The following is an 18,826-nucleotide window of genomic DNA, read 5'->3' as shown; positions in this document are numbered from 1 at the left end:
CATAATTCTAAGACAGATTGTTCTCTGTCTGTACGAAGTAGGAGAAAAAGACATCTATACTTCATAATTGAGACTTCAGAATTCAAGATTTGGTGGTTTTATCAATTTTTACTAAGTTTCGTGAAATATTTAAAGGGTCCTTAAATGTTCGCTGGCAAATTCATCTTTTTCGGAATAATCTTTTTCTACATTCTCTCAGCATCTCTTTACCCACAGATGCAAAAAGTTCCCATCGACAATTCAATTAGCCAACTCTTCTCACCTGCCTTAATACAAAGCGATGATGGAGTTGTTCATTTATTCTGGGTTGAAAACAACCCAATTGCAGGAAAAAAACTCTGGCACAAAAAGCAGATTAACGGTGTCTGGCAATCCAATAGTAATGAAATTATTTTCCCTGACTTCCCGCCCACTGCTGACTCGACCCATACGATAACCGTTATCAAATTACCCAGCGGACGAATCCTCCTTGGCTGTAAAGCAGTAGTGCACTTTTTTATCTATTCAGATGATAATGGAGAATCCTGGTCAGCTCCGGCTGAACTTTTAAATGGTATAACCGCGCTAGCGAAAAGAGCAGCTCGCAGCGGTTTTTTTACTCAATCACCTAATGGAAAAATATTCTATTCTCATAGCAGATCTGGTAAACTTTACAGGTCGGTCAGCAGCGACAGTGGTTTAACCTGGTCCATTCCCCTGGAAGTAGGGAGCCCCGCACTAACCGGGGTGTCTTCCGGTGTTGTCACTGAAACTCCAAATGGCGAATTGTGGTGCGTGTATTCTTATACCAACCAAACCGGTATATATTCTATATCTTCAACAAACGGGGGCTCTGACTGGACGAGCCCTCTCCTTATAGCTGCTAATATGCTAACACCCAGACATATTAAGGTCAACAAAGAGGGCGGAGACACGATCAGCATCTATTTTGAAAACGCTGTTGCAACCCCACATCCGCCATTAATGCAAAATGACATTTTCAAAGTCACCAGTGGAACCGGATACCCTCCTTTCAGCAATCCCCATAAAATTACTAATTATAGGGGGGACGACTTTTATTCTTTTGTTTCTTTTACTGGTAATATGTTTTGCTTTCTCAGCAATCGTGACTCCTCAGGCATGGCAATTTATACTGGTTCAACATACGGAACTATTGATGAACCGGTACCTCCGGCCATATACGGTTATTATGCAATTACTGATGCGGGTTCCGGGCATGATGAGTTTAGAGTCAGAGTAAAAACTGAAAATTCACCTCTTGCATCTGTCCAGTTATTAATAAGCAAAAATAATGGTGCGGTTGAACTTATTTCTCTTAATGATCAGGGAATGTTCAGCGACTCAATAGCAGGAGATCATATCTACTCACACGCAATTGGTGATTTTGCTACCGGGGATTTCGTTCGTTGGAAAGCTATAGTAACTGGCGGTTCGGGAATACAGACCACAACTCCTTTCAATAACTCGTTTTTCTCAATAGGCGATGTCAAGTTAATCGATACACTACAGGCAGGTCTTATGAGCATTCCTTATAACAATGCGGGTGGATTTACTTCAGGTAAATATGACAATAAGGATTTCCTTTTTACGTCCGGCTTCACCCTGTCAGGTCTTGCCGGTAATTCTCTCTGGGCTAATGGAAATTCTTTGGCCATTCGTCTGTTCGATTACCTCCCCGGCACTGTCGGGGGAGATACGGCAGACCCAAGAAGTTCAATTTTTGTTGTCCGTTCATCAGACGCACCCTTTGGTGAAGCATGGCAAAAGTATCGCTATGCAGTTCAAACAGGTGCTGAGTTTTATGATGGCAACAATGATGGCATATATGAACCAACTGACCTGAATGGTAATAACCAATGGGATCAAAATGAAGATGCTCCATTGTTGATTGGAGACTACACATCATATACGGTTTATAACGATGCAGTGCCAAGTCTAAAACGCTTATTTCGAGATCAGCACCCCCTTGGAATTCAGGTAGCTCAATCGGTTTTTGTTAAATCCCTTTCAACGAGTGGTTTTAATGAAACGGCTTTCATTGGCTATACTATTACTAACAAGGGCACGCATGATGTTCTGGATGATGTTTACTTTTCTGTCTATTCTGACCCTGATCTTGGAGATTACTCAGATGATTTAATCGGGTCTGACTCAACACGTAACGGAGGTTATGCTTACAATGACGGCGGTGATACTGAATTTGGTGAAAATCCGCCTGCGTTCATGCAGAGTTTTACTCAGCTTCCTTATACATATATTCCTGGTGTCACTTATATTGATAGTAACAGCAACGGTCTCTATGATGAGGGTACTGATACTCCGCTGGATTCAGTATCAGTGAATTTAGGCCCTGCTATAGGACAGCGTACTATTTCCGGTGCCCGTTTTGTTCCTGTCTCTTCATTTATGCAAACAATGCAGTCACATCCGCAGGTTGGATCACAAACTTTAACTGCAATGCTTCGTAATATACAACTTGGAAATGATAATTGGGGGCAGCCGATTGATGTTTGCGAGTGGAGCTTTGGGAATGGTCCTGCACTTTCAGACTGCGATAATATTAATCCTCATTTTATGTATAGCGGTAACCCGGTTTCTGGTACGGGGTGGCTCAATAACACTTACATTGATCAGCGTTTTCTGCTCACTGCCGGGCCTTTCAGGATGGAAAAAAACAAACCGGTTTCTATTTTAGTTTCTTTGGCAATAGGACGAAGTAATACTGCTTTAAACTCAATTAAAAAAGTGCAGGATGTCACAGATTTTGCCCATCAGATTTACAACAGCAACTTTACTGATTATACAACTTCCATAGTAGAAAACACCGCGATTATTCCGGCAGAGTTTTCACTATCACAGAATTACCCGAATCCGTTTAATCCGGAAACCTCCATTCGATTTGCAATACCGGCTGCGGGTCTGGTTAAACTGAATATATATAACATCCTCGGTCAGAAAGTAAGATCATTAACAAACGAGGTACTGCAGGCCGGAGAGCACACCATTACCTTAAATGCCGCTGAATTTTCATCGGGCATCTACTTCTATCGCGCAGAGTGGAACGGAACCAGTATTACCAGAAAGATGACATTGCTGAAATAGTTGAGAGTTGAAAATTGTTTAGCGCCAAAATAATGTGAGTTTTTTATTAACCTCTGCGTTACTTGGCGCATAGCTTTGCGGACTCTGCGCTAAAACTCAATCCGCCTTGTTGGAGACAGATTGTCATCTGTCTGTACGAAGATTAATCAATTTTCAAAAAATGTACATTATTTAATGTTAATTGTACATTGCTTAGACGGATTGTTCTCTGTCTGTACGAATTTGTGAAGAGCGAAGTTCATACTTCATAATTCACCATTCACCATTCACCATTCACCATTCACAATTCACCATTCATACTTCATAATTCATACTTCATAATTCTATACATCTATTTCTGCATAAGTAATTTTCCCGAGACACTGATTTCTCCCGTCCTCAGCCGGTATATATACACTCCTGACGGCAGAAGGCCTCCGCTGTTGTCAGTGCCGTCCCAGCTTTCTTTGTGAAGTCCTGCCCCCCTTGCAGCATTTACAAGATCACGCTGTTTTCTCCCCAGCACATCAAATATCTCAATCCTCAGATGCTCCTCTTCCGGCAGATAGTAGGAGATAACCGCTGATGCATTAAACGGATTAGGATAACTGCCATACAGCACAAATCCTGATTCCCTGATTGTTACACTCAGCGAATGGGAATACTCATACGCGCCGTCGGTATCAATCTGCTTCAGACGGTACAGATATGTTCCTGCGGTAAGTTCTTTATCGGTAAAATTGTATTCCCTGGCAGAGTTCGAATTGCCATACCCCGGTACAAAAGCTATGGTTCGCCAATCATCTGCAGCGTTACCATTATCGTTTCTCTCCTGCTGCAGCCGTTCAATCTCAAATCCGTAATTGTTTACCTCGGTTTCCGTGCGCCAGTAGAGATTCGCGTTAAACCCTGATACTGCGGCCTGAAACTGTGAAAGCTCAACCGGCAGCGGGTCTTCAGGAAACGTGTTAATTATAGCCGTTGCCATTACATCCCAGCTTGTTTCATTGTCCCGCAGATTCGTATATACCTGTTCAATATGCAGAAATCTGCCGGAGTTAACAGAGGCGGAGCTTCCGCAGGGATTCAGTGAGCCGTTAATCATCCTCCCCTGCACATTGGTTGTTCCCGTCAGTTTATTCCAGGTGGTATCTATATGGAGTATCTTAAAATCAAGCGTGTCATTCAGTTCGAGCAGTTCGGATTTAAGCGTGGAGAGATAATCCGTCACGGGATCCGCGGTTACTCCGTTGCTCATAATCAGATCCGGGTCGGTCGGTGTATAAGCAAATCCGTGTAATTGCACGAATATGGAGTTTGTAAGGGCGGAATCAACTATATACGTGGTGAACTGAAAAGTACTGTTTACGTTATGAGCAGGATCTGATTTTCTGAATTTCTCAGATAATCCGGAGGTCTGGCAGACCGTGGTTGTACCCGCGCAGGAGGAATACCCCGTTGCATTGCACCGGTGAATCCCTGCAACAAAGAGTGCCCTGGCTCCTGATTTCCAGAATACATAATTGCTCTGGAGCTCGGTTTTGAAATCGTAGCGTGAGTGAGGCGCCTGAATAATCAGCTTCTGCCGGGAAGCAGAACCATTAAAAGCGAAGTACCCCCAGTAGTTTATACCCCCTGAGGTTTTAGCCAGAATGTAATAAATCTTCTGGCTTTCGGTATCAGTAAACTGATATATACCATAACCGAATGATCCGGCGCTGGTATGCGCGCTGCTAAAGTCACTTTCCAGAACCCGCTTTACCGCAAGTTTCCAGTTAACCTCATCTTCCGCGGCCGGTTCGGTATATGCATCCGTACCGGTATCAGCGGGAATGGCTGCGGCAAGACTGTCCAGAAACACCCGTATATCACCGCTCCTGATAACCTGCGCTTCTGTGTGCGTAATGCCTGCGAAAAATAATACAATAAAAAAAAGTTGTTCAATCCATAAAGATGCCCGGGCTGATCTTTTTGGTGTTATAAGCAGTCTCCTTTTGTTGTTTGCGTCCTGAAATTATTTTACGCCTGCCAGTTCAAGCAAAAAAGCATACTGCAGCGCGGTCTTTTTAAATCTCTTGAATCTTCCTGAAGTGCCTGAGTGGCCTGCTTCCATATCGGTATCAAGAAGCAGCAGATTCGTATCGGTTTTCATGTCGCGAAGTTTTGCAACCCACTTGGCCGGCTCCCAGTATTGCACCTGCGAGTCATGCAGTCCGGTGAGTACCAGCATATGAGGATATTTTTTTGCTTCCACCTGATCATACGGTGAATACGAGAGCATATACTCATAGTACTCCTTCACTTCCGGATTTCCCCACTCATCATATTCACCCGTGGTAAGGGGAATGGAGGCATCAAGCATGGTCGTTACCACATCCACAAACGGAACGGATGCAATCACACCGTGAAAAAGATCCGGGGCCATATTCACCACTGCGCCAATCAGCAGCCCGCCGGCGCTTCCTCCCATGGCAAACATTTTGCTGTTTGATGTATATTTCTGCTGTACCAGGTATTCACCCGAGGCAATAAAATCAGTAAAGGTGTTAATTTTTTTCAGCAGTTTGCCATCCTCGTACCACTCTCTGCCAAGCTCCTGTCCGCCGCGGATATGTGCTATGGCATAAATAAATCCCCGGTCAAGCAGGCTTAACCGTGCCGCGTTAAAATAAGGATCGGAGCTGATGCCGTAAGAACCATATCCGTAGAGCAGCAGCGGGGCGGTGCCGTCTTTTTTGGTTCCCTTCCGGTAAACAAGTGAAATGGGAACGGATTTCCCGTCTTTTGCTTTTGCATATATACGCTCAGCATGGTAATTCTCCGCCGAGAAATCACCTACAACCTCATCCTGCTTCAGGAGAATTTTCTCTCCTGTCTTCATATTATAATCATATACAGAGTTTGGCGTTGTGAGCGATGAGTATCCGTAGCGGAAAAGTTCGCTTTGCGGTTCCGGATTGGTTGAACTCCACGCTACATACGTTTCCTCGCCAAAATTGATATAGTGTTCCTTATTTTCCTTCAGATTCATCACGCGGATACCAATCAGTCCGTTCTTTCTTTCTTCAAGCACCAGATAATCGTTAAACGGTGTCATGCCCTCAAGAAAAACATCACTGCGGTGAGCAACTTTTTCCTTCCAGTGCTTCTTTTCCGTTTTATCAGCCGTTGTTTCCATCAGACGGAAATTCTTTGCGTCAAGATTGGTAATGATGTAGAACTTATCCCCCACGCTTGCGATGGAATACTCGTGCCCGCGCTGACGCGGCTCAAATACCGCAAACTCTCCTCCGGGATTATCCGCCGGAAGAATCCGGTATTCATTTGAAACCGTGCTGCTTGAGGCGATAATAATAAATCTGCCTGATGCCGCGCGGTAAACCCAGGAGTTGAATGTAGCATCGCTCTCTTCATACATCAGCACATCATTGGCCGGATCATCGCCAAGCCGGTGGCGGTATATACGGTACGGCCTCAGGGTATTATCCTTTACCGTATAATAGACGGTTTTATTATCATCAGCCCAGGCAACCGACCCGGTGGTATTCGGAATTTCATCCTTGTAATACTCCCCCGTTGCCAGATTCTTAAATTTGATGCTGTATATACGGCGGCTGAGTGTATCCACGCCATAAGCGGCAATACTGTTATCCGGACTGATCTGCACCGAGCCGATCTGATAATAACTGTACCCCTCTGAAAGGGCATTCACATCAAGCATGATAACTTCCGGAGCCCCTTCATGCAGCGCTCTCCGGCAATAAAACGGGTACTCCTTCCCCTCCTCATAGCGGGTGTAATAGATAAATCCGTTCAGTTTGTAGGGCACTGATTTATCGTTCTGTCTTATTCTCCCCTTCATCTCCTCAAAAAGCTCCTCCTGCTGCTTTTCCGTATGCTGCAGCATCCGTGCAGTATATGCGTTTTCCGCGTCAAGATAACTGATAACCTCCGGATCTTCCCGATTGTTCAGCCAGTAATAGTGGTCAATGCGGGTATCTCCGTGGGCGGTCAGCTCTTTGGCTGTTTTTTTAGCGGAAGGGGGTTTTGTCAGGTCGGTCTCCTTTTTCTGGGAATAGGAATGAGAAAATAACACGAGCAGCAGAATAACTGTCTGCCAAATCCGGGTAGTAAACGCTTCTGTCATTTGTATTGGATGTATGTGGTTTATCATAAACCGGATCTGACAGAATGCCCGTTCCGGTCTTTTTTAGTTGAGGATTTCCGGTGAGCTTCCCCATCCCGTCAGGGAGAGGTAGATTCTCCGGAGGATTTATCGGAACTGGATATCGTTATAATCAGGATGTAGTTCGACTGCTCACCGCCTGCTCCGCCGCCCCCTTGCTGAGATTGTATCCGGCTGGTAAAAAATATGGTGATTTTGGTTGATGGCGCCATTGTGAGGGTTCCGGTGCCGTTGCCTTCAACTGATGACCCTGATACGCCGGAGGGGACGTCAAACGATGTCTGATAGTCGTAATCCCCTTTCTGCACATTTTTGATCACCTGAGTCTGACCCGGGGCAACGGTAATCAGCTGGCCAAAGATATTCAGATACACATTATTCGTGGCGGAGTTCTTCACCGTGATGCTGTTGGTAAGCGTGCCTCCGCAGCTCTGCAGCAGCAGAAAGAACACCGGGAGAAGGAGAAGTACCAGTTTTTTCATAAAAATCATTTTCAATAATAGGTAAAATTACAACCTTCAGCAATAGCATACAAATACGCAATTTTAACCATTTTTTCCTCTTTCCGGGGTAAAATTCATTCGGTTTTCAGCAGAAGATAGTTTTTTACCGGTTTCTCCGTTATGGTTTTATTCATTATTTTGCCTCCTGCTACGGCAGTAATTATTTATTCATATTCCCATCCAGGATGATTACAAGCATAGAAGAAATTTCAGGAGTTCACGTCCTGAAACTGCAAATACCCCGGGCCACTAATGAGCACACGGAAAAATTCTTGAGTGAGATCATGAATCTGATCCGTAATGATGCCGGAGTTAAAATTGTCGTTGATTTCAGCTCCGTTGAATTTGCAGACAGTTCTTTTCTCGCCGCAATGGTTACCGCCCGGAAGCAGCTTTCCGGCACGGAAGGGTTTATTAAACTTGCCTGCCTGGATAAAAATATCCGTTCGCTTATCAAAATGCTCCGTCTGGACGGGGTCTTCCAGATATACAGTTCAGTAAACCGCGCAGTGTATCACTTTATGACCAATAACCGCTCCGTAAACAACAAGATTATCATCACTCTTCCGGGGGAAATGAAGTATATACACTTCATCAGTGATTCAGCCCGCGCGCTTATTCAGCATCATTATGATCACCCCAATCCGCAGGAGATGGAAAAGATCATCCACGAAATACAGGTGCTTATATACGAGCTCTTTTCAAACTGCGTAAAGCACTCACGCAGCAATATTGTAAAATTTCTCTTTGAACTGCATCCCTTCCATTTTTACGTTAAGACCATCACCACGGGCAACGGTTTCTTTATCAAGCCGGTTGACCGTGATACCCTCACCCAGCAGGGGGATGTTCTTATACCGCCTCCCTACGGGCCGGATGTGGTCGGAAAAAACTATGTGGTTTATCAGGATAACGTGAACGAAGTGGTCTGCCATGCTGAGTCCCCCTACAGTGTATCACTTTCGCGCCGCGAAAATCCCCAGCGTGATCAGGGGAATTTTGAAGTGCCGGAGCATTATGGTCTTCTGCTGATTACCGAACTCTCCTCCGAGGCCTCCTGGCAGCGAAACGAAAACGAAGACGTCTTCGCTATCAGAAAAGATATTATGTCCTAAGAATTACGAAGTGTGAATTATGAATTGATTCAGACTTCTTCCTTGCGGCTTAGCGCGAATTCTTCCTCCCTGTTACTTTTCATTGACCTTTACTTTTCGCCGCGGCGAATTGTGTTGTAAAACTTTTCTGCGTCTTATTACGAAATTTCTTTTAAGACCGGAAGCTGTTAACCTTTTAGCCCCATACGTTTCTTACCACTCCTGAAGGAACAACACACTCACGGGCAGTACCATACCGATGCTTACGTAATCATCAAAGGATGAGAGAGCATAATGATAATCAGCATAGAAGCCGCCCAGCTGATTTCCAGCCCTGATCTGCAGCCCGAGATTATATTCATCTGATTTTCCCTTTCTGATCACTTTCCGCACTACCGGCTGAAGTGAGATTTTTTTATATATATCAATCCGGACCGAAGCCCCGAGCAGATAGGAGAGATCAAAAATCATCGGCGGTTCCGGAACATCATAGTTTTCCTGCGGGTATTCAGGCCTCCGCATTAAACGCAGCACTGCATAAAAACTGAACGGATTAACGCTGAACCCAAACGGCAGATCAATGGTGTACCAAACATCAAGCTCTCCTTTTTCATCCTTTTCAAAATACAGCCCGAACCCGATTCCGGAAAATACCCTGTCATAAACAGTACGTACCGTATCATACGCGCGATAAAGTGAATCATAAGAAATTTCTGAACTGTCCCGCAGCATTACATCCATTATGTAAACTTCCGGGGGAGAGAATAGTTTTTCATATGAGTTATAGCTGAAGGGGGAAAGATCTGTTACGGGATCTTTCATAAGGTCCTGCACCCTGACCTGAGGAAGAATAACCATACAATGCAAAACAATCAGCAGCAAAACCTTTTCCATGACCGGAACCTTACAAAGAATGTACAATGTATAATTTACAATTAACTGCAGGGAAAAATACTCAGAAAAGTTGAATCTTTTCGCGGGGTGATCAAATCCGGGACAGGAAGAACTGAGAGTGGGAGTGGAAAGTCATACTTCATAAAACAAAGGCACCCCTTCCGGGGTGCCTTTTATAAGAAGTATGTTCGTGTGCGGTGAAGTATATATTACTTCATCATAACCATTTTCTTGGTCATTGTGTAGGTGCCTGCACTTACCTTATAGAAGTAAACGCCGCTTGCTACTTTTGCTCCGCTGTTATTGTCGCCGTTCCAGGTAACTTCATATTTTCCTGCTGCCTTTGTTTCGTCAACAAGAACTTTTACGAGATTACCCATTGCGTCATAAACAGCCAGTTTTACATTTCCGTTAACCGGAACTGCAAACTTGATGGTGGTGCTTGGGTTGAACGGGTTCGGGAAGTTCTGCTCGAGAGCAAATTCCTGCGGAACCTGTCCAAGGCTGAATTCAATTTCTTTTGTATAGGTGTATGATCCGTCCATATCAACCTGTTTCAGGCGGTAAACAACCGTACCGTTGACGTTTGCATTGCGCAGATCATCACTGTAGCTGTAGCTTGTAGCTTCAGTAGTTGTTCCTTTACCGTTAATAAAGCTGATGGATTTCCATTCGCCGTTTACTTTTCTTTCAACATTGAAGCCCTTATTGTTAACTTCTGAACCGGTTTCCCATTTCAGATTAACAACGTTATTGTCAAGAGCACCGGTGAATGAAAGCAGTTCAACAGGAACGTCTCCGCCAATCATATAGATTGATTTCAGGAGTACGCTGATGGTGTACTTGGTATTGTGCATTCCATAGCTTGCGTCGCCGTCAATAAGCTTATAGTTCCAGTAAGCTTTTTTCAGATTGGTGTTGTTTGGTGTGCTGCCGATCAGCTGCCAGCTGACAGAGTCAACACCTGCAGGTGGGAGCCAGTAAACGAGCCATTTTTTCAGGCCTTTAACTTCGTCCTGAATACCTTCAATGGTACCGTCATTGTCATAGTCCATTGCAGCTACGAAATCAGCAAAGCTGGTTTTTGGACCGTGGCAGCTTACGCAGCCGGCAGTATATTCAAAGTTATTTGCAGGATTGCGGAGTCCGAAGGTGTGTTCACCAACGGTGTTTCTGTTTGGATCTGATGAAGATTCAGGACCAGCAACCATATGACAGTCAACGCATGAATTTGCAACTGCATATTTATGATTAGACTGAGCATAAGGGGCATCAAATTCTGCAGCATTCTGACCTAAAAGAATATCAGTCTGAGCATTATAGTGAGGACCCCAGTGTGATGAAGTAACGTTTGTAGCTACATACGACACATTGTCTCTTCTTGACTTATGACAGCTCATGCAAAGCTTACCTTCGCCGCCGAAATCACTTCCGGCTACGCTGTATTTAAAGCCGTTACCAAGTGTATCACCTGCAACCGGTGAAGTGCGGAGTCCGCCCTTGTGAGGATCGTGGCAGGTCTGGCATGAGATAACTTCGTGATCTGCTTCCAGCATACCGGTGGTATTGGTCGTAAATCCTTTGGTATAGTTGATGAATCCTTTTGCATCGTGGCAGCGGATACAGTTCTGAAGATTATTGTTCTGGCTTGATGCTGTCTGTGCAAAAGAACTGCTCCACACCGCTATGGAGTGCTTTGAAGAATTGTACTGAGTTCCGCCGCTATGACGGTCGTGGCACTGCATGCAGACACCTTCATTAAGGGAGATTTGAATTTTCTTCTTGTCTCCTGCCTGAGCGTGTTCGCTGCCTGCACCGTGGCAGTTTTCGCAGCCGATGGTTGCATGGTTAATAAGACCAGGGAAACCGGTCTTTAAACTGTCCCATTTAGCCGGGCTTGGAACTGCTGTAAATGCCCATCCGAGCTGGGTAGCCAGATCATTAAATCCGTTATTGGCTGATTCGATAAACAGGTCTGGTCCGGTGGCGTGACATTTAATACAGTTTGCGCGGAAGTGATGAGTAGCGCCGTTATCGTAGGAAAGAAGAAGCTTTAGACCCTGAGCGTGCATGGAAGTGTTCCATTCACTGAAGATGGTCTGGAAAGCAGGCATTGAGCCGTGGCAGCTCATACACTGAGGATAAGCCGCTGTGGTGCCTTCAAATCCGCCAACGCCAACATAGTTTCCTGAAAAAACTGAAATGGTGGTATCATCGGTGCCAGATGCGGTGGTAATAACAAGTTTTACCTTGTATTCGCCTTTTACATCTGACTTGAAGTTATACCATCCGCCGCCCTGAACAGAATCAGGCATCTGATTGATGACTGCTGCTGAACCTGCGGGTTTTGATTCAAGCGTGAAAGTTTTGGTAAGAATCGGTTCGGTATTGCCAATATTTTGTGCAACGAAATATGCATACTGTCCGTTAGGGATAACATACATTCCTGTTGCAACGGAGTTTGTTCCGACATTTGGCAATTCGGTGCGATACGTAACTCTTTCAAGCTTGATTTTTGCGCGCTGTGCATCTGCTGTTGTTACCAGCATCAGCACTGCGAGCACGAAGAGTAATTTAGATTTCATAGAGAACCTCTGCATTGAATAAATTAGTTACAGAATACCCTTTCCGCAGGTCAATATCTGTGCCATATCTATTGCTAACAGATAAGCAAAAAAACCCTGTTTTTGGCCTGTTTTGACACTTTTTGTTTTTCTACAATGAGAGAAGTTCCTATTAAAAAAGAGAATTAGTTGCTAATTGGCAACTAATGCCAACACACCTATATATATGGCTGTAAGGTTTGTTGATAAACATAAATGAGGGGGCTTGTTTTTTAGAATCCTGGAAAATATCGTTCTGATGAAGATGCTTCTGCGTTTATCTGCGGAATCTGCGGGAGACCTTTCCGGCTTTAGGATGACACAGCACAACCCGCTCAAAGACGCTAAGGCACAAAGAATTTCCCCTGTTTTTATGGCATTGTGCCCCCGAGAGGCACAAGACTAATCCTCATAAACAATTGATATAAAAGGGGTTCAGTCAGTATATACACTTAAAAAAGCACCAATTCGCCACCGATTGAGCAAATAATAGGCAAAAACCCGGAAAACTGATCTCATTGAATGAAGATAAATTATGAGTTCCCGACTCCCTTATTCTTCTGGTTCTGCTGCCTAATCATTCAATTTTCTTTCAATTCACAGCTTGGTATTTAACTCTAATCAATTGACTGGTGCCGGGTGTGGGTTCTGGAAAGTGGGTTTTTCGGAGAGAGGGAATCTCTTCCTTTTTTTAATGTTTCAGTAAAGGGAATATCTCTTCAATCAATTTTCTTTCAATTGTTTTGAAGCTCCGCCTTGCACTATGTTCCGCTATATTCCGCTATTTTGCCTCTAATGTAGAGGAATTAGTTTACCGGGAGGATAAGCCGGGAAGTGTGCTCTCCGGCTCATTTTTATTAAGGATTCAGATCAGAGGGGAATCTATTTTAATCCATTATAGATAACCCCTGAATTTATCAATTAGGGCTCTTATGAGAGAGGTTCTCTCCCTGAGGGTATATCTGAGAGGGGGCTTAATAAACTGATTCCCTGAAAACAGAAATTTTCTCATTCAGCTTTTCCCGGAATTCCTTTTCTTCTTCAGAGGGCTCATAAATATCTGAGGAATAATCCGGCAGCAAATATTTCTTCCTGAGGTTCCTCTTCTGCCGTTCCTTAACCGGGAGAGAGGAAATAAGGGATTCAATATCAATTCCCTTTTTTCGGAATGATTCTATTCCTGTTTGCCTGAAGAGTTTCTCTAAGTCCTTCTGAGTCTTTATCTTTTCTGGAATGTCGGCTATATGTCTCATAAAGATTATCTCTTTAATCTGTGAATCAAATATCTCTGATAACTTCATTAACTGATCTGCCTGAATAATACTTTTCAAAGTCTGCTTTCCCGGTGAAGGTAGTTTCAGGGTGTTCAATCGGTTCAATTTTATTTCAGTTCTCAGAAAATTCAATCCCCTAATTTCGGGAATATTTTCTGTTTTCTTCTTCGCCTGAATTTCCTTCCCCTTATCATAAAACTTTATGGCTCTGCTCCCCTTGTTTAAGAACCGCTTCCCGGTTTCATATTCCTGAGTCAACAAACCTTTTGCCCCCATAATCTTGGAAAGATATTCTTTTGAGGGATTTTTCATCAAGGTAGTGAACCCTACTTCCATTGAATAAATATGAATATCACTCAATGGGGTTTCAAGTGAATCAGAGAGTTCTTCCGCACCTTCAGTCAGATCAGAGTAGTTTAAGTCCGCTATGTTATTACCGAAAAAAAGCTTTGCAAGACTGCCATTACCAAAAACCCCTCTTTCTGTATAGGTAAGTTTCATATTTCTGATAGCTCCCTCAGTTTGAATTTCCTTCCGGTTGTTTTGATATTCCTTTCTGATCTCCAAACAAGAGGGCGGTTTCATATATCCTTCAATCCGAAATTTGAGTAAATCAATCATTCCTTTATTCCGGCTTGTGTTTCAGAGTAAACAGAATATTGAACGGCAATAAATAGTGCCGAAATACACATATTAAAGAGAATGAGTTTTTTCACTTCTCCCCCGCTGTTTTTTCCGGTTCCCTGAAGCTCTCTTCTTTATCGGTTTTTGAGTCTCTGAGTAATCTGAATCAAGGGCTCTCAGGTTTGCCATTGGGTCTGGAATATCAAAATTTAGCTGTTCTTCAAGATCAAAAGACAGATCAATTTCCGGAAGAGATATATCAAAATTGAGAGAATCATTGAAAATATCTCCGCTGCTTTTGGCTGCCATTTTTCTAAGAGAGGTGATCTCTTTAGAAAACTTTCCTTCCTGAATCTGCTTCAGAAGAACCCCTCTCATTTTCTTCTTTCCGGGTGCAATAAATATTTCAATCTGCTCTCCCGGCTTAAGAAAGAGAATAAGTAATGTTTCAGTTCCCTTAATATCTCCGCTTGCAATCAGGTAAGACTGAGAAGAATCACAAATAAAGAGGGAAGTTTGAAATTCTTTACCCTTTGATCTCAGTAAATAATCCCCCTTCATTTTATGAATCATATTCCTAACTGCTTGGCTTGTCCTGTCAATTAGATAAAGTACATCAGTAGAAATACCCTTAGGAATCTCTCCCGCCTGTGAAGTTTTGGTATATTTGGTACTGCTGAATAAATCTTTTGTGAAGAGTAAATATCCTGTTACTGAAGTTTTCATTTTCTCTTGCCCTTTCCCGGTAGAGAGTCAACTTCCGCTTCAAGTTCTTCAAGGGTTTTTACTCTTCCCCTTTTTACCCATTCCGAAAGTTCCTCTCTCTTGAAATAGATCAGCTTCCCGCCGGGTTTGTAGTATGGAATCCGGTTTTTGAATGTCAGTTTATAGAGGTGTGATTTTGAAATATTCAGGAATTCGGCAGCTTCTTCCGCTCCTAAATATCCTTCCTGTAAGTGGGTTGTTGTTACCATTTGATTCATATCCTTTCTGATTATTTGAAATTCTATGAATCAATTTAGGTGGGCTAAGGTAGGGGAGTTTGCAACATCGTTGCAAGGTTGCAACGGTTTATTGGCATCCCATTTATTTTAAGCACTCAACTTTTTTCTTCAGATGCATTGTTGGAAGAATTCATAATCTTAGAGATAGTTTCTGATCCTTTTAATCCAGATGACCTATAATTATTCAGTTTAGAAATTCCCTGAGATATGTTCTTTGCTTTGATTGGTTTCCCCTGAAAAGTAAAAAATTTTGAAATTTTCCTCCATTCATTATTGATATACCCATTTTCATACAATTTGTTCAAAAAATAGTAAAGGTCTGTAATTTCCTTTTTCCATTCAATTGGCTCAATTCCGCTTATTTGGGTATCGGGTTCTTTCGCCTGTTTTGATATATGTTCCGCTCTGAGGGTCTCAATAAGAGGAAGAAGAATCTTGATGTAATAATTATAAGAATCCCTCAATCTTTGATTTCCATTCTTGATTTCATTTACATATGTCAAATACCCCTCAAGATTATCTTTTCCCTCAGGTTTTACCTTCTCTCTTTCTTTGAAGAGTAAATTAGCAAATCTTTCTCCCGGTTCTAATACTTCCCTTTTTAATATACCTCTTGAAATATAATCTTCTACGGCTCTCTTAATCAGAGGGGTTTCCTCTTCCGTGTAGAGCTCAAAAATAAGCTTAAAAAGAGCTTCATCATCATAAGGATTTGTAATATTTAAGCTCTCACCGTTCCCGCTAATTTTGGAAATCTCTTCTTCAATCTGAATTAAAGCTCTCTCCAATTCTTCTGCCGGAAGTTTTCTGATTCCCTCATTGAATTTGTCTGTCTGAAACGGCTCCAATAATTCAATAATCATTTCTTCATTCATACTGAAATCAGTTCTCCTAATTTGTTTGCTGCTTTTTCTCTCTCTTTATCAATCGCATGGATATATACCATTGTAGAGGTTAAATCTTTGTGCCCCAAAGTTCCCGAAACCGTTTTTATATCTGTTCCGGTGCTTAAGAGGTGTGTTGCTGCGGTGTGCCTGGCTACATGGGTTGTTACAACTTTTGAGAGTCCGGCAGCTTGCCCCCATTGTTTAAGAATCTTATTCAGGTAGCTCATTGAGGGTACATCAAATAGGGGTTCTGTTTTGTTTAGCGGAATGATTCCCGCTTCTATTTTGAGTAGTTCTGCTATCTGGGGGCTTATTACAATTTCATGCAGTCCTTTTGTTTTACTCTGCCGGAATTTTATCCGGTCTCCCTGAATATCTCCCCTTGTGAGTTTTCTAACATCGGATATTCTGAGGGCGGTCAATAACTGAAAAAGGAATATCCCTTTCACCTTTTCACTTTTGCAAGGTGTTCTCAGTAAGGTCTTAACTTCTTCTTCTGTCAGAAAAATTGTTTTCGGTTCATACTTCCCAACTTTGAACCCCTCTGCCGGATATTTGAAAATGATCTTTTCCCTGAGAGCGGTTCTGAGGGTGACTCTGACCTTACTGAGGTATGTTTTGATAGTGTTCTCTTTAAGTTTCCTCTCTTCAAGAAACTTCCGGAACCCCTGAAGGAATTCAGCGGTAATACTTTGAATCTGGATTCCGGGTTCATGTTCCTCAATGAGGTTTGCAGCTCCTATAAAGTTCCGCCTGTTATTAGGTTTTGTCTCCCCTATTTTAATCATGTAAGGGGTAAAGAGGATATTCTTCTGTTTGATCTGAATATCGTATTCCCCCTGAAGAAGCTCTCTTTCCTTTTGAGCTCTCAGAAGTTCGGCTTTTGCTCTAATCTCTCTGTGATATTGCTTATTCTTTTCTGTCAGGACAATCCCCTTCGGCAGCACAATAAATTTTCTTTTCCCCCCGCTATCCCGATAGTACATCTGAAAATGAATCCCATGTTTCCGGGAGAGCTCCCTCAGGTGAACAAGTCTTTTTGCTACATTCATGGTTCTGTTCCTTTTTCAAAACTGAAACTATTTCCTTCCGGTTTTAAATTCAGCACCAATTCGCCACCGATTGAGTGCAAAAATAAGAAGAAACAGGAAATAATCAGAAAGGGAAAATTGAATGAGTGCTTCTAAGTACTTAATATTAAGGGTTTTATGTGATTCATGTTTTCACTCAATTTCCCTTGTTTTTCGGGCTTTGTGCCCCCGAGAGGAGTCGAACCTCCGACCAACAGTTTAGGAAACTGCTGCTCTATCCTGCTGAGCTACAGGGGCAATTATTTCTTTTCAGAACTCCAAATTTACTCAATTACCCCCGGTTTTTCAATTTTCCTGCGGGTTATTCGTGCATTCATCTCCCGTTTGCAGTCCCGCATCGGGTTTTTTTTTGAGCAAAATCCGGGTTTGTATCTTCTTTGCTTTTTTTTTTACCGTTCTTTTTCAATCTTGAATGAACAATTTTTTAATTCTTTCTCCGGTCATCATGAAAAAAATACTCGTTATTGAAGATGATTCCGGTATCAGGGAGGGTATCTGCCAGATACTGGAAACGGAGGGTTTCATGGTGGAATCAGCTCCGGACGGTAACTCCGGTGTAGAAAAAGCAATCTCACTTCAGCCCGATATTATCCTCTGTGATGTGGTAATGCCGGGTATGGACGGCTATGAGGTTATCAGCCGCCTCAGGGAAAATACCCTTACCGATACTATTCCCTTTGTCTTTCTCACAGGAAAATCAGAGCCGGATGATATCCGGCGCGGTATGAATCTTGGCGCGGATGATTATCTCTATAAACCATTTTCGGCTGACGAACTTCTTTCCGCTATTCAGCTGCGACTTAAAAAGAACGAGGCGCTCCGGCAGCGCAGCGAAATGAGGATGAATGCCCTGCGGGATAGTATCGGGTTCAGTATGCCTCATGAACTGAATACTCCCCTTGCCGCAATTCTCGGATTCGCCGAGACCATCAAATCTGACCACGCTCTGCTCTCGCATGATGATATAAGCGAGATGGCAGGATATATCATTGACTCAGCCGCCCGGCTGCGTGAAACAATAAAAAAATTCCTGATGTTCACCCATCTGCAGATTCTTGCCGAAAACGATGAGGAAAAACAGCGCCTCCGCGGCCGCACCTGCCCTATCAGCAAAAGCACGATTGAGAGTATGGTAAAAAGCTGCAGCAAGAAATATATACGCGAGAAGGATCTTTCCGTTGAGGCAGACTCAGCCGAAATAGCACTGCAGTATGACTATCTCCTGATGATGATTACGGAGCTCACGGATAACGCATTTAAATTTTCACGCCCTGGGCAGAAGGTTCTCATCACCGGCAGAAAAGATGAAGATATATATCACCTGACCATACGTGACTCCGGCATCGGCATGTCAGCCGAGCAGATTGCCTCCGTAGGCGCTTTTGTGCAGTTTAACCGGAGCCGTCAGGAGCAGCAGGGAAGCGGACTGGGGCTGGCAAGTGTGCACCTCTGTGCTGATATCTTTGCCGCGGGGATAAGCATCTCCCCCGCTGAAAAACAGGGTCTTAACGTAACCCTGAATCTTAAAATCAGCCCGCCGCAGGAGTTTTAGACAGTTAAAAGTTAAAAATTAAAAGTTAAGAGT

13 protein-coding genes and 1 tRNA gene are annotated in these 18,826 nt (G+C 43.2%); 3 read left to right on the top strand and 11 right to left on the bottom strand.

Annotated features, from left to right (window positions below):
- Positions 1-144 precede the first annotated feature (144 nt).
- Positions 145-3,102 (top strand): T9SS type A sorting domain-containing protein, encoded by a 2,958-nt coding sequence (locus HRU80_03355; GenBank protein QOJ27959.1) that lies wholly within the window; start codon positions 145-147, stop codon positions 3,100-3,102.
- 331 nt (positions 3,103-3,433) lie between these two features.
- On the opposite strand, the gene HRU80_03350 is transcribed toward HRU80_03355, so the two are convergent.
- The 3 genes from HRU80_03350 to HRU80_03340 form a co-directional block, all read right to left on the bottom strand.
- Positions 3,434-4,942, bottom strand: coding sequence for a T9SS type A sorting domain-containing protein (locus HRU80_03350; protein ID QOJ27958.1), 1,509 nt, complete (start codon positions 4,940-4,942; stop codon positions 3,434-3,436).
- A 153-nt stretch (positions 4,943-5,095) separates the two neighbouring features.
- Positions 5,096-7,228 (bottom strand): S9 family peptidase, encoded by a 2,133-nt coding sequence (locus HRU80_03345; GenBank protein ID QOJ27957.1) that lies wholly within the window; start codon positions 7,226-7,228, stop codon positions 5,096-5,098.
- Between the two features lie 98 nt (positions 7,229-7,326).
- Positions 7,327-7,749, bottom strand: a complete 423-nt coding sequence (locus tag HRU80_03340) for a hypothetical protein (GenBank protein QOJ27956.1) — start codon at positions 7,747-7,749, stop codon at positions 7,327-7,329.
- Positions 7,750-7,955: 206 nt separating this feature from the next.
- Between HRU80_03340 and HRU80_03335 the strand changes: the two genes are divergently transcribed.
- Positions 7,956-8,885 carry an STAS domain-containing protein gene (locus HRU80_03335; protein ID QOJ27955.1) on the top strand — a complete coding sequence of 310 codons (930 nt, stop codon included), beginning with the start codon at positions 7,956-7,958 and terminating at the stop codon, positions 8,883-8,885.
- Between the two features lie 192 nt (positions 8,886-9,077).
- Here HRU80_03335 and HRU80_03330 read toward each other — a convergent pair whose 3' ends face one another.
- The 8 genes from HRU80_03330 to HRU80_03295 all read right to left on the bottom strand — a co-directional run bounded on the left by HRU80_03330 (position 9,078) and on the right by HRU80_03295 (position 17,478).
- Complete coding sequence (locus HRU80_03330; GenBank protein ID QOJ27954.1) at positions 9,078-9,758, bottom strand: hypothetical protein; 681 nt, start codon at positions 9,756-9,758, stop codon at positions 9,078-9,080.
- A gap of 209 nt (positions 9,759-9,967) precedes the next feature.
- Entirely contained in the window at positions 9,968-12,343 is a 2,376-nt protein-coding gene (locus tag HRU80_03325; GenBank protein ID QOJ27953.1) for a T9SS type A sorting domain-containing protein, read from the bottom strand.
- A 992-nt stretch (positions 12,344-13,335) separates the two neighbouring features.
- Positions 13,336-14,256 carry a hypothetical protein gene (locus tag HRU80_03320; GenBank protein ID QOJ27952.1) on the bottom strand — a complete coding sequence of 307 codons (921 nt, stop codon included), beginning with the start codon at positions 14,254-14,256 and terminating at the stop codon, positions 13,336-13,338.
- A gap of 72 nt (positions 14,257-14,328) precedes the next feature.
- Positions 14,329-14,985 (bottom strand): hypothetical protein, encoded by a 657-nt coding sequence (locus HRU80_03315; protein QOJ27951.1) that lies wholly within the window; start codon positions 14,983-14,985, stop codon positions 14,329-14,331.
- Positions 14,982-15,242: a helix-turn-helix domain-containing protein gene (locus HRU80_03310; protein ID QOJ27950.1), complete on the bottom strand. Its 261-nt coding sequence runs from the start codon at positions 15,240-15,242 to the stop codon at positions 14,982-14,984. Before HRU80_03310 ends, HRU80_03315 begins: the two co-directional genes overlap by 4 nt.
- A 116-nt stretch (positions 15,243-15,358) precedes the next feature.
- Positions 15,359-16,138 carry a hypothetical protein gene (locus HRU80_03305; GenBank protein ID QOJ27949.1) on the bottom strand — a complete coding sequence of 260 codons (780 nt, stop codon included), beginning with the start codon at positions 16,136-16,138 and terminating at the stop codon, positions 15,359-15,361.
- A complete protein-coding gene (locus tag HRU80_03300) occupies positions 16,135-17,202 on the bottom strand; it encodes a site-specific integrase (GenBank protein QOJ27948.1) in 1,068 nt (355 codons plus the stop codon). Before HRU80_03300 ends, HRU80_03305 begins: the two co-directional genes overlap by 4 nt.
- A 202-nt stretch (positions 17,203-17,404) precedes the next feature.
- Positions 17,405-17,478 (bottom strand) — tRNA-Arg (locus HRU80_03295).
- A 208-nt stretch (positions 17,479-17,686) separates the two neighbouring features.
- Between HRU80_03295 and HRU80_03290 the strand changes: the two genes are divergently transcribed.
- On the top strand, positions 17,687-18,793 hold the full coding sequence (locus tag HRU80_03290; protein ID QOJ27947.1) for a response regulator: 1,107 nt from the start codon (positions 17,687-17,689) through the stop codon (positions 18,791-18,793).
- Positions 18,794-18,826 lie beyond the last annotated feature (33 nt).

The sequence above is a fragment of the Ignavibacteriales bacterium genome, assembly GCA_015709675.1.
In the GTDB taxonomy this organism is placed as follows: domain Bacteria; phylum Bacteroidota; class Ignavibacteria; order Ignavibacteriales; family Ignavibacteriaceae; genus H2-BAC3.
The sequence above is the reverse complement of the archived record's forward strand: the minus strand, read 5'-3'. Positions and strand labels throughout refer to the sequence as shown.